10 protein-coding genes are annotated in these 12,540 nt (G+C 63.0%); 6 read left to right on the top strand and 4 right to left on the bottom strand.

All coding sequences use genetic code 11. The annotated features are described in order from the left end of the window. The 6 genes from E3T35_RS03970 to E3T35_RS03945 form a co-directional block, all read left to right on the top strand. On the top strand, nucleotides 1-348 hold a 348-nt coding region (locus E3T35_RS03970; protein ID WP_241988723.1), incomplete at its 5' end, for an IS110 family transposase. 345 nt (nucleotides 349-693) lie between these two features. Continuing rightward, a complete protein-coding gene (locus E3T35_RS03965; RefSeq protein ID WP_134343847.1) occupies nucleotides 694-1,875 on the top strand; it encodes an ROK family transcriptional regulator in 1,182 nt (393 codons plus the stop codon). Nucleotides 1,876-2,019: 144 nt separating this feature from the next. Then, complete coding sequence (gene mmsA, locus E3T35_RS03960) at nucleotides 2,020-3,540, top strand: multiple monosaccharide ABC transporter ATP-binding protein (RefSeq protein WP_092338734.1); 1,521 nt, start codon at nucleotides 2,020-2,022, stop codon at nucleotides 3,538-3,540. Further along, on the top strand, nucleotides 3,540-4,880 hold the full coding sequence (gene mmsB, locus E3T35_RS03955) for a multiple monosaccharide ABC transporter permease (RefSeq protein WP_370449091.1): 1,341 nt from the start codon (nucleotides 3,540-3,542) through the stop codon (nucleotides 4,878-4,880). Before mmsA ends, mmsB begins: the two co-directional genes overlap by 1 nt. 62 nt (nucleotides 4,881-4,942) lie before the next feature. Further along, complete coding sequence (locus tag E3T35_RS03950; protein WP_092338736.1) at nucleotides 4,943-6,052, top strand: sugar-binding protein; 1,110 nt, start codon at nucleotides 4,943-4,945, stop codon at nucleotides 6,050-6,052. A gap of 1,400 nt (nucleotides 6,053-7,452) precedes the next feature. Next, entirely contained in the window at nucleotides 7,453-8,916 is a 1,464-nt protein-coding gene (locus tag E3T35_RS03945; protein ID WP_134377922.1) for a cryptochrome/photolyase family protein, read from the top strand. A 2-nt stretch (nucleotides 8,917-8,918) separates the two neighbouring features. Here E3T35_RS03945 and E3T35_RS03940 read toward each other — a convergent pair whose 3' ends face one another. The 4 genes from E3T35_RS03940 to upp all read right to left on the bottom strand — a co-directional run bounded on the left by E3T35_RS03940 (nucleotide 8,919) and on the right by upp (nucleotide 12,534). Beyond that, nucleotides 8,919-9,617, bottom strand: a complete 699-nt coding sequence (locus E3T35_RS03940) for an SDR family oxidoreductase (RefSeq protein WP_134377921.1) — start codon at nucleotides 9,615-9,617, stop codon at nucleotides 8,919-8,921. Nucleotides 9,618-9,871: 254 nt separating this feature from the next. Then, a complete protein-coding gene (locus tag E3T35_RS03935) occupies nucleotides 9,872-10,333 on the bottom strand; it encodes a MarR family winged helix-turn-helix transcriptional regulator (protein ID WP_370449092.1) in 462 nt (153 codons plus the stop codon). A 331-nt stretch (nucleotides 10,334-10,664) separates the two neighbouring features. Further along, nucleotides 10,665-11,369, bottom strand: a complete 705-nt coding sequence (locus E3T35_RS03930) for a winged helix-turn-helix domain-containing protein (RefSeq protein WP_134377919.1) — start codon at nucleotides 11,367-11,369, stop codon at nucleotides 10,665-10,667. Nucleotides 11,370-11,901: 532 nt separating this feature from the next. Further along, entirely contained in the window at nucleotides 11,902-12,534 is a 633-nt protein-coding gene (gene upp / locus E3T35_RS03925; RefSeq protein ID WP_134343852.1) for a uracil phosphoribosyltransferase, read from the bottom strand. Nucleotides 12,535-12,540 lie beyond the last annotated feature (6 nt).

Genomic DNA, 12,540 nt, shown 5'->3' with positions numbered 1-12,540 from the left:
TTCATCATGGCAACAGAGATACCGAATGTCATCGTCGGCGTCGACACGCACTCCGATACTCACTACGTCGCCATGATCGACGAGCACGGCAAACACCTAGCTGCTGAAGAGTTCCTGGCGGTCGGGTCCGGTTACCGGAAGATCCTCGCCTTCATCACCCGCTTCGGTCTGGTCATCGGCGTGGGCGTCGAAGGAACCGGCAGTTATGGGGCCGAACTGAGTCGAGTTCTAAGGACAGCAGGACTCCCCGTTCACGAGGTCAACCGACCCAACCGTCAAGCGCGGCGTCTACGCGGTAAATCGGATCCTTTGGACGCCTACCAGGCTGCGAAATCTGAACACTGCTGATCAACGTCGAATAATGGCGAAAACCACGACCCTAGATCAGAAGGTTGGGGGTTCGAATCCCTTCGGGCGCACAGATAAACCCCGTCTCATCAGGCCTTAGGCCTGTAAGGCGGGGTTTTTTCGTTTACAGGCCTTGCAACGAGGGTTGGAGTAGCAGCCCGTCAAGGGTAGAGCGAAACTTCCTCAAACCGGCGGGTTCCTTCACTGACGGGAGCTCAGCGAAGAACGTTCAAAATCTCACGAAACAGGTACTCCTCTGCAACGTGGCCTCGTCATCGTCGATGACAAGGCCACGTGTGCGTTCATTTATTGACGACATCGTCAAAATGCGGCACTCTTGGATACATGCCGGTTCGACCAACAAGGAACCCAGGGTCGCAGAGCGCCCTTCGACTGTCGAACCAACAGCGAATCCTATCCAACTTGGTCTCCTCCGGACCCACGACGCAGGCCGATATCGCCCGCAATACGGGGCTCTCTAACGCCACGGTCTCGAACATCGTCAAAGTGCTCGTCGAGCGCGGACTGGTCTCGACGTCGCCCACCACGAGCTCCGGCAGGCGTGCCCAGCTGGTCAGCCTGAAGTCGACCGACGGCGCGGTCTCGGTCGGAATCGACTTCGGGCGCCGCCATGTGCGCATCATCGTGGCCACGGTCGATTACCGGGTGATCGGCGAGAAGGACGTCGAGATCCCGCTCGGCTACACGGCGGCCGAGGCGCTCGACATCGCAGCCAACCTGCTCACCTCCACGCTCCTGCAAGCTGGCGTGCAACGCTCGGCCGTGCTCGGCGTGGGCGTCGGCGTGCCCGGGCCCATCGATAGCCGCACGGGCACCGTCGTCAGAGGTGCCATCCTGCCCGAGTGGGTCGGCGTCACGGTCAGAATGGTGGAGGAGAGCTTCGAGCTGCCGGTGTACCTCGAGAACGACGCCAACCTCGGCGCCCTCGCCGAGTCCACCTGGGGTCCGCACGCCGGCACGCCCACCGTCGTCTTCATTAAGGTGGGCACCGGCATCGGCGCTGGCCTCATCTTCAACGGAAGACCGTTCCTTGGACACATCGGTCTGACCGGTGAAATCGGCCACACTCCCATCCATGAGCACGGGCTCCTGTGCCGCTGTGGCAACCGCGGATGCCTTGAGACGGTGGCCTCGACGGCCATCATGATTGACATGCTCTCGCGTGCCCTCGATCGGCCGGTGCGCACGCGCGACATCGTGCGCCTCGTGCTCGCGGGCGACGAACGCGCCATCCGCGTGGTCGACGACGCCGGCTTCGCCGTCGGCCGGTCGATCGCTGCGATAGCCAACCTCGTCAACCCGCACACCATCATTGTCGGCGGTCCGCTGGCCGATCTGGGCGAGATGCTGCTGAGTCCGATCCGCCGCGGACTCCAGCGCTACGCCGTGCCGATGATCGTGGAGACCACGGAATTGGTGATGTCGTCGCTGGGCGAGCGAGCCGAGGCACTCGGCGGCGCGGCGCTCGTGCTGCAACACTCGGGGATTCACCCCGCCCTAAGCTGATCGTTGCCATGTTTTTGTGTTCACAAGTTGACGACAACGGGCGTGGGGTTTAGATTCTAGAAATGGGGCACAATATTGTGGTCCTGCCAGACGAGGAGGTCAGACGTGGAGACGTCTCACAACAGTCACCCCACCATCCTGGAGATGCAGTCCATCACCAAGGAATTCCCGGGCGTGAAGGCCCTCGACAAGGTGTCTCTCACCGTCAGAGCCCAAGAGATCCACGCGATCTGCGGCGAGAACGGTGCAGGCAAGTCCACGCTGATGAAGGTGCTCTCCGGCGTGTACCCCTTCGGAACCTACGACGGCGAGATCGTCTACGAGGGCTCGGTCGTGCGCTTCCGCGACATCAAGCAGAGCGAGGCCGCCGGCATCGTCATTATCCACCAAGAACTTGCGCTCATCCCTGAGCTCTCGATCACAGAGAACATCTTCCTTGGCAACGAGCCCGGCCGAGGCGGCATCATCAACTGGGTTGAGGCCCAGCGCCGTTCGGTCGAACTGCTCGCCCGTGTCGGACTCGATGACGACCCAGACACCCAGGTCAAGAACATCGGCGTCGGCAAGCAGCAGCTCGTCGAGATCGCCAAGGCTCTCAACAAGAACGTGAAGTTACTCATCCTCGACGAGCCCACCGCCGCGCTCAACGAAAACGACTCACAGCACCTGCTCGACCTGATCCTCGGTCTTAAGGGTAAGGGCATTTCGTCGATCATGATCTCCCACAAGCTGAACGAGATCGAGCAGATCGCCGACCAGATCACGATCATCCGCGACGGTAAGTCGATCGAGACCCTCGACGTGAAGGCCGACGGCGTCGACGAAGACCGCATCATCCGGGGCATGGTCGGGCGTACGCTCGGGAATCGTTTTCCCGAGCACTCCGCCAAAATCGGTCAGGTCTTCTTCGAGGTGCGCAACTGGACGGTGCAGCATCCGCTCACCACCGAGCGTCTCGTCGTGAAGAATTCGAGCTTCACCGTGCGCCGAGGCGAGGTCGTCGGGTTCGCCGGGCTGATGGGTGCCGGCCGCACCGAGCTCGCGATGAGCTTGTTCGGCCGCTCCTACGGCAAGTTCCTCTCCGGCCAGGTCTTTAAGGACGGTGAGGAGATCAAGTTGCGCACCGTCTCCGAGGCGATCGGCCACGGCATTGCCTACGTGAGCGAAGACCGCAAGTCGCTCGGCCTCAACCTGCTCGACACCATCAAGCGCTCCATTGTGTCGGCCAAGCTCGGCAAAATCTCCCGCGGCATCGTGGTGAACGAGTTGCAGGAGACGCGGGTCTCTGAGGAGTATCGCAAGAGCCTGCGCATCAAAACCCCCACAGTCGAGGAGGGTGTCACCAAGCTGTCCGGCGGAAACCAGCAGAAGGTCGTGCTGGCGAAGTGGATGTTCACCGATCCAGACCTGCTGATCCTCGACGAGCCGACCCGTGGCATCGACGTGGGGGCCAAGGCCGAGATCTACCAGATCATCCGCGACCTCGCTGCGCGGGGCACTGGCATCATCATGATCTCGTCTGAGCTGCCCGAACTCCTCGGCGTCTCCGACCGCATTTACACGATCTTTGAAGGAAAAATCACCAACGAACTCCCGGTCGCCCAGGCCGATCCCGAAACCCTCATGCGCAGCATGACCTCGGACTCACAGAAAGTAGTCGCGTAATGAGCGCATCCGATACTGAGAAAAGCGGCCGATCCAACATCCGTGACCTGAAGAAACTGTTCGGCGGCGGTGGTTCCCTCAAGCAGTTCGGCATCCTCGGTGCCCTCGTCGTCATCATCATCATCTTCCAGATTTGGACGGGGGGTAAGACGCTGCAGCCCGGCAACATCATCAACATCGTGCAGCAGTACTCCTACATCCTGATCCTGGCGATTGGCATGGTGATGGTGATCATCGCCGGCCACATCGACCTCTCGGTCGGATCGGTCGCGGCCTTCACCGGCATCATCGTTGCCCTCGCCATGCAGGACTGGAACTTCCCGTGGTGGGCCGGGATTATCCTCGGCATCGTTGTCGGTGCGCTGATCGGCGCCTGGCAGGGATTCTGGGTCGCCTATATCGGGGTCCCGGCGTTCATCGTGACACTGGCTGGCATGCTCATCTGGCGCGGTGGCAACCAGTTCATCGGCGACTCGGCCACTGTGCCCGTCGGCACGGGCTTCCAGGGCATTGGCAAGGGCTACCTCCCCGAGTTCGGGCCGAATTTCGGCGTCAACAATGCCACGATGCTCCTCGGAATTCTCGTCGTGTTGATCCTCATCGGCCTCGAGGTGCGTGGCCGCCGCACCCGCAAGGTGATGGGCGCGAAATCCGATCCCGTCTGGCTCAGTGTGCTCCGCGTCCTCATCCTCGGCGGCGTCGTCCTGGTGGCCGCCTACCTGTTCGCCACCGGTCGCGTTGGCACGAGCTTCCCGGTTTCCGGCATCATCCTCGCCGTGCTGGTCGTGGCGTACTCGTTCCTCACGAACCGTACGACCATCGGACGCCACATCTACGCGGTCGGCGGCAACAAGCACGCGGCTGAGCTGTCGGGCGTCAATTCGAAGCGCGTCAACTTCTTCGTGATGATGAACATGTCGGTACTGGCCTCGCTGGCCGGCATGATCTTCGTCGCTCGCTCGCAGGCCTCCGGACCGTTCGACGGAACCGGTTGGGAGCTCGACGCGATTGCCGCGGTGTTCATTGGCGGCGCGGCGGTCTCCGGCGGTATCGGAACCGTCGCCGGCTCCATCATCGGTGGACTCGTGATGGCCGTGCTGTCGAACGGACTGGCGCTCAAAGGCATCCAGTCCGACCTCGTGCAGATCATCAAGGGCCTCGTACTCCTGATCGCCGTCGGCGTCGACGTCTACAACAAGTCACAGGGACGTCCGTCGATCATCGGGCTGATGACGCGCAACAAGAGCGGCCAAGGGCTAACCGACAACTCCACCTCAGCGCAGGTCACGCCGGGCGGCGGAACGCCGGACACCGCGGTGCCGGCCGACCTCAAGAATTAATTCTCACCCACTGATTCAAACTTCCACCCTTCACCACCACACACAGAAAGAAAGACAACCTCATGAAGAAGATCCTTCTTGCTGCGACCGCCGTCATGGCAGTTGCAGCACTCGGCCTCACCGGCTGCTCCTCCGACACCGGACGCGGCAGCGCGGCAGGAACCGACGCGCCCGCCAGTGGCTTCAGCGCCGACTCCCTCATCGGCGTCGCACTTCCCGACAAGACCAGTGAGAACTGGGTCCTCGCCGGCAGCCTCTTCGAAAAGGGACTAGCCGACGCTGGCTTCAAGGGCGACGTGCAGTACGCCGGTGCCAGCAACGCGGTCGCCGACCAGCAGCAGCAGATCTCCACCATGGTTACCAACGGCGCCAAGGTCATCATTATCGGCGCCAAGGACGGCGCGCAGCTCAGCACCCAGGTCGCTGACGCCAAGGCCGCGGGCGTGACCGTTATCGCGTACGACCGCCTCATCCTGAACACCGACGACGTTGACTACTATGTCGCGTTTGACAACTTCAAGGTTGGGCAGCTCCAGGGACAGGCTCTCCTCGACGGCATGGCCGCCAAGTTCCCGGACAAGACCAGCTACAACGTAGAGCTCTTCTCAGGTTCCGCCGACGATTCGAACTCCGCGGTCTTCTTCAACGGCGCCATGGACGTACTCCAGCCGAAGATCGACGACGGAACCCTGAAGATCGTCTCCGGCCAGACCGACATTGGCCAGACGGCAACCGACGGTTGGAAGCCGGAGAATGCCCAGCGTCGCATGGACACCCTCATGCAGGGCACGTACCAGACCGAGTCCGTCGACGGCGTCCTCTCGCCGAACGACACCCTCGCCCGCGCCATCATCACCTCGGTGCAGGATGCCGGCCAGGCTGAGCTCCCCGTCGTGACTGGTCAGGACTCCGAGGCCGCCTCGATCCCGCTGATCATGTCCGGCGTACAGTACTCGACCATCTACAAGGACACCCGCGCGCTGGTCAAAGAAGCCATCGCCATGGCATCCGCTCTGCAGTCTGGCGACAAGCCCACCGTCAACGACACCAAGTCTTATGACAACGGCAACAAGATCGTCCCCGCTGACCTGCTCACGCCAGTCATCGTTACCGCGGCTAACGCTGTCGAGGCGTACGCGGAGAACCCCGAGCTGTCTCAGCTCACCAAGTAGCACCCGTTAGTTACGAAGAGACCGGTCGACCCCCTCGGGGCTGGCCGGTCTCGCCCGTTAACGCCATCGCGCACTCGACGCTCTGTGGTTGCGGAAGTTTTTCGGACGCAGCGGAATTTATCAAGGTGAATGAGGCCAGTGGGAGTTTAGGCGGCTAGTTCGAGCCCGTCGTGCTCGGTGGGTTTGTCGGCGGGTTTGTTGATCCATGCCGTCGCGGGAATGGACAGAATCTTTGGTGCGTGGCTGGTACTGAATCGCTCGGGGCATCCCGACCAGATCGGCCGCGACGCGAGTGGAGGTTCCTCGGCTGGCCAGTTCGCGGTAGGCGGTCATTACGGCAACGCGCACGGTGTTTCGTCCCGCGAGCTCTTCGAAAGACTTTCGAGTAGCTCGTGCATTTTTGACATGATCTCCAACGCCACCCCGTCGTCTCGAGGCGCTGCTCGGTCTTGCTCAGCTGGCGGCGCAGCCGGGCGATTTCCGCCTGCTCCGGCGTTAACCGGCCAATCTTCTCACCGGGTTTTTTCCCCGCAAGAGCACCGGCGTCACGCAGCTTGCGCCATTCCGTGATCTGCGAGGTATACAGCCCTTCGGTGCGCAGATAGGCGCCGCCCTTGTGGTTCTTGATAGCCGCGTCTTACGCGGCGAGGTGCGTCAGCTTCTGCGCTGGGCTGAACGACCTTCTCGAGGTCGGACCACCAGCTCGAGGTCGTGACCCAGCCGGTCGACGAGTGCGCGGATGACTCCGTTCTCGTCTTCGTAGAGGTTAGGCACTGGTGCGTTGCTCCCAATCGGCGTCGGTGAATAGTTTTGCTTTCAGCGCACGGGTGAACTCGGCGGCTTGCCATCCTGGGCTCGCCCACAGGTCGGCGTAGGTTTGCGCGAGGCTGGCGTATCCGGAGCGCCAGGTGCGTGCCGCGACCGGATCTTCGGAGAGGATGATGACCTCATCATTGCCTTTTTCTTAAAAATACGGAAGGCAGTATCCGTATTTACATGGAAGAGACCATGGGTCTTGGAATCCCGATGTTGGCGGGCGCACTGCTCGAATCCCGTGTTTGCTACCGTAAGCGCGACGGCGGCTGGCGATGTCGCCGTCGCGGCAGGTGAAGACGGTTCGCCACTTTGGCCCGCCATGCGCCACATTGCGTTCGCCACTATGGGGCTCCCGGACCAGTGCCGCAATTGGCAACGGGAGTCCACAAAAGCCTGATCAGACCGCTAAACCTGAACGCTGCTGATCGGTATTAAATAGTGGCAAAAACCACGACCCTAGATCAGAAGGTTGGGGGTTCGAATCCCTTCGGGCGCACAGATTCAGCCCCGTTTGACGTTACGTCGAGCGGGGCTTTTTTGTGAGAATCTGGCCAGGCCGACGCAACCTACGTAGAATCGGTCTCGTGTCCCTTCCCCGCTTCCTGTTTGCTGACCAACTCGGCCCGCACTACGACGACGGCGGGCCGATTGTGCTGGTTGAGGCGTCTGCCGTTCTCGAGCGCCGCACGTATCACCGGGCCAAGGCGCACCTCATCTTGAGTGCGCTTCGCCACCGAGCCCGCGAGTTGGGCGATCGCGTCGAGTTCCTGCGCGCAGAGCACTATCGGGACGTTCTCGCCGGTCGCGAACTGGAGGTGATCAACCCCACGTCGTGGGGTGCGCGCGCCCTGGTCGCCGAATTGGGGGCATCCGTTTTGCCCAGCAGGGGGTTCGTGACGAGCGAGCAGGACTTTGCTCGCTGGGCTGACGGACGACCGGCATCCCGACTCGTGATGGAGCAGTTCTACCGACACGTGCGAGCGAAAACGGGCGTCCTAATGCGGGGACCGGAGCCGGAGGGCGGCCGCTTCAACTTCGATCACGACAATCGACAGGCGCCCCCGCGAAATGCGGTCGGTCTCGGCCTGCCCGACCCGTGGGCTCCGGTGGAGGATGACATCGACGACGACGTTCGTCGCGACCTCGACGAGCTCGTAAGGGACGGCCGAGTGCACCTGATCGGAGCGGATGGTCCGCGTCGTTTCGCGGCGACCCGCGCGGAAGCGCTCGCGGCGCTCGATGATTTCATTGACACCCGTTTGTCAGACTTTGGGCCCTTTGAGGACGCGTCGCTGACCGGAGACAGCACGATGGCACACTCGCGGCTGAGCGTGCCACTCAACCTGGGCCTCCTGCACCCGCAGGAGGTCATCGACGCTGTCGTCGCCGCCTACGGTGCCGGTGGCGTGCCGCTGGCGAGCGTTGAGGCGGTGGTGCGCCAGATCATGGGCTGGCGGGATTGGGTCTGGCACCTGTACTGGCACCTCGGTGAGAACTACGTTGCCCGGAGCAACTTCCTCGCCGCCCACGAGTCCCTGCCGCCAGCGTTCCTGCAGTTGGATGGTGCTGCCGTCGAAGCGCGGTGTTTGAGTCACGTGCTCGATGAAGTGTCCCGCACCGGGTGGGCGCATCATATTCAACGTCTGATGATTCTCGGCAACTGGTCGCTTCAGAGGGGATATGAGCCGTCGGCGCTGTCGGATTGGTTTATCAATGCCTTCGTCGACGGAACGCCGTGGGTTATGCCGGCAAACGTTGTGGGTATGTCCCAGCACGCGGACGGCGGAATAGTCGCCACGAAGCCTTACGCCTCGGGTGGCGCCTACATTGCAAAGATGACGGATTTCTGCGGCAGCTGTCGGTTCAATCCGAAAATCAGGCTGGGCCCACAGGCCTGCCCATTCACGGCTGGCTACTGGGCGTTCCTCGATCGCGTGGAACCGCGCATCCGGGGTAATCACCGCATGGCTCAGCCACTAGCCGGTCTGAGGCGGCTCGCGGACCGCGACGCGGTTGTCGCCCAGGAGCGTGCGCGTACCCGCTGGTAGGCCTACCCGGCGAAAGCGGTACTCGGCAGGTCGCGCTCGCCGGCGATGATCGCGTCGACCAAGCGACGGGCGACATTCGCTGGGCTGTATCCCGTGGGCAGCCGTGGCGCTGACCCCTGGATCGGTCGCGTCGCCAGTCCGGTTTCGGTATGCCCGAGTCGGGCATCGAGAAAGCGGATGCCGTCCCGCCGCAATTCCCGGCCCGCCGCCTTGCCGAATGCCGCGAGGGCGGCCTTCGACGCCGAGTACGCCGCCATGTTCGCAGTCGGACTCTCGCTCACCACGCCGCTGAGAGTGAGGAAGAACGGATCGCGATGCGCGGCGGAGGATTCGACCAGGGCGGGATAGGCGGCCCGAAGCAGGCGCATGGGTGCCGTCGCGTTGACCGCCAGAAGAGCATCGATCGTTTCGTCCGAGACCTCAGCCATCGGTCCGAAGGCGACGAGTCCGGCAGCGTTCACGATTCCGTCGAGGCGGCCATGAGCGGCCAGGGCCGCGGCCACGAGCTGGGCGGCCGTGCCCGGATCCCGCAGGTCGCCGGTGACGGGGGCTCCGGCGATTCCGGTCTCGCTGATGCGTTCCGGATGGCGACCGTGCAGGGTGAGCAGGGCGCCATCCGCGCTCAGGAGTCGCGCGATCTCACGGCCCAAACCGCCGGTGGCACCGATGACGAGAATGGATGAGCCGGCGAGAGAAGTCATAGTGTCAGAGTAGACGGGATGCTGTGTGGTTGCGCAAGATTAGGCTTTCCACCCCCAAGCTGGGATACGATCGGCAGACGTGAGCAAAACTCAACGAGTCTGTATTCGTTTTATCTTTCAAAGATCCGATACGTGCTTGCGCCCGAGTTTCTCACCGGGCAATGTTCGGGCGCCCGGTGAGGAAGGCATTCCTGCGAGGGACTGCCTCGGTGGGACGAGGGGTAGGGCCCTCGTTCCATCGCCCCACCTTTCGCCTAGCCCTGGCCCGCCCCGTCGTCGCTGGGACAATCGATGCGCAGCTTGTCGCACAGCACGGTTAGCTGCTCCAGCTCGGTTTCGCTGAGCGTCTCTCCGATCCGCTCGGCAATCGACCTCATGTGATCAACGGCGACCCGCCGAAACAGCGCGAGGCCGGCATCGTTCAGCTCGATGATGGCGCCGCGCCCGTCGGTCGGGTCGGTGTGCTTGTGCACATAGCCGCGCGAGACGAGGCGGTCCACGAGCCGGCTCACGCTCGGCTGCGTCAGCAGCACGTGCTGGTTAAGATCACGCAAGCGGATGCGCCGGTCCGGCTGCCGAGACAAGTTGAACATCACGTCGTACTCGTTGAGGGAGATTTCCTTGGAGGGAAAATTCGACGCCAGACTGCGCATGATGGCGACCTGGGCCCGAAACAGGGACTCCCACGCGCCCACCGCGATCGTTCGATCCACCACCTGCGGCTCCTTGCCTCGTTTACCACGTCGTTCTCCAAGAATAGAGACTCGAGCGGGGGCGCGGGCACCGTGCGGGCCGTGGGCCAGCATCTGCGAGGCCGGAGAACGGTCAGGTTCTTGGCATGAAACTCGCAGGTGATTTTGTTGACGAAAGGTGGCGCCCGTTACCTATTCGTTATATGTTTTTAGGTGCGTCAACCGTTTGCTGTGGCGGAAGACGTGAAATGTGATTGCAGGACACTCTTGGTGCAAGGGAAGAGGGTCAGTCGTAGCCTCTGCGACTGACCCTCAGTCCGTTAACGCGGCATCACGCGATGCCCGCCAGACCGGCTTAGAACAGGTCGGGGCTCGGCGTGGTCGACTGGCGGATGGCGACGTCCGCGTGGCGGTCGAAGCGATAGCCGACGCCGCGCACGGTGCGCACGATGTCTTCGTAGCGGCCGAGCTTGGAGCGCAGGCGACGAACGTGCACGTCGATGGTGCGCTCGTTCGGGGTGTCTTCTTCATCGGCGGAGTTCCAGAGCGCGGAGATGATCTCGGCCCGGTCGATGGTGCGTCCCTCGCGCAGTACGAGGTACTGCAGCAGTTCGAACTCCTTGTAGGTCAGCGCGGCCGTCTCGTTGTCGAGGATGACGCGCTTGCGGGAGATGTCGACGACTACACCGCTGCGAGCGCGGTCGAGCTCTTCGGGCTCTGCGCGGTGCGCAGCAAGTGCGGACGGGTCCTGCAACGCGAGACGCACGACGTCCACGTCGCGTCCGCCAGCACCCTCCGGTGCCAGTGCGACGGCAGCATAGGTTTCGGCGGAGGGAGCGATGCCGGCGGCCAGGGCCTTGAGCGCCTCAACGATACGGTTCAGGCTCGTGCCGGCTGCGGCCGCCTTGGCCTCGTCGATGCCGACGTAGAGCACGAAGCCGCGAGCCTCGGTGCCGGTCGGTACGGCGCGAATGCGCGGTGCGGCAACCGGCGGAGCCAGGGTCAGCTCGGGGCGGTTGAAGTAGGCGGGGCGAGTGGCGTGGATGTGTGCGAGAGACATGAGGGGTCCTTGACTGTTCGATCGAAGGGAGCTCGACGGATGCGCGAAAGCGCTGCTTCGTGGTGGCTCCGGAAGGCCCGTGGGGCCGGAGGGCGAGTGCTTCAAACAAGCGCTCGGGGCGTCGGTCTGACGAATGAAATCAGTCAGGAACAGGACGCCTAGGGGAAGTCTCGGTTAGCGGCACATTCGGCAACAGCGGATGGCGGGGGTGCCGGCCATCATCATGGCGGCAGTCCCGGGGGCCTCGAGGGAGGTCAGGGGGCGTGCGCTGGTTGTCATACCTGCGAGTAAAGCGGAATGTGACGCCGTGTGTCAATTTGGCGTCGCGGTAAGTCGCCGCATGACGCGCACCACGTTCGCGGGGCACCGCCCATTTAGGCGAATCAGTGCACAATCACGACTTTATGAAATATTCCGTGCTCAAGATCTAATCAATCAAAGATTATTGATGTGAACCGGGTCTGGCGTGTTGCCGGTCGCAGAACCTGCGCGCGCCGGCCGGGTCTCGTCGATCAGGAGGAAGGCCGGGGCGTCAGACCAGGCCGTACAACCGGTCGCCGGCATCGCCGAGGCCGGGCACGATATAGCCCTGCTCGTCGAGCTTCTCGTCCACGGCACCGAGCACAATCGTCACTTCGCGGCCGGCCAGGGCTTTCTCCACGGCGGCGAGCCCTTCCGGCGCGGCCAGGATGCAGATGGCCGTCACGTCGACCGCGCCGCGGTCGAATAGAAAGTTGATGGCGGCAATGAGCGAACCGCCGGTGGCGAGCATCGGGTCGAGAACGAAACACTGCCGATCCGAGAGATCGTCGGGCAGGCGCTCGGCGTAGGTCGTCGGCTGCAGAGTCTCTTCGTTGCGCGCCATGCCCAGAAAGCCAACCTCGGCGGTCGGCAGCAACTTGACCATGCCCTCGAGCATGCCGAGGCCAGCGCGCAGAATCGGCACGACGAGCGGTTTCGGGTCGCTGATGCGCACGCCTTGGGCGGCAGACACGGGGGTCTGCACGGTGACGGCCTCCACCCGCACGCCACGGGTGCCCTCGTAGGCGAGTAGCGTCATGAGCTCCTCGACGAGCGATCTGAACAGCGGTGACGGCGTGTCCTTATCGCGAAGCACGGTGAGCTTGTGCGTGATGAGCGGGTGGTCGGCAACATGGACTCGCATAGGCTC

It is taken from the genome of Cryobacterium sp. TMT1-2-2, assembly GCF_004403505.1.
Classification (GTDB): domain Bacteria; phylum Actinomycetota; class Actinomycetes; order Actinomycetales; family Microbacteriaceae; genus Cryobacterium; species Cryobacterium flavum.
This window is presented reverse-complemented; position numbering and strand designations above follow the sequence as displayed.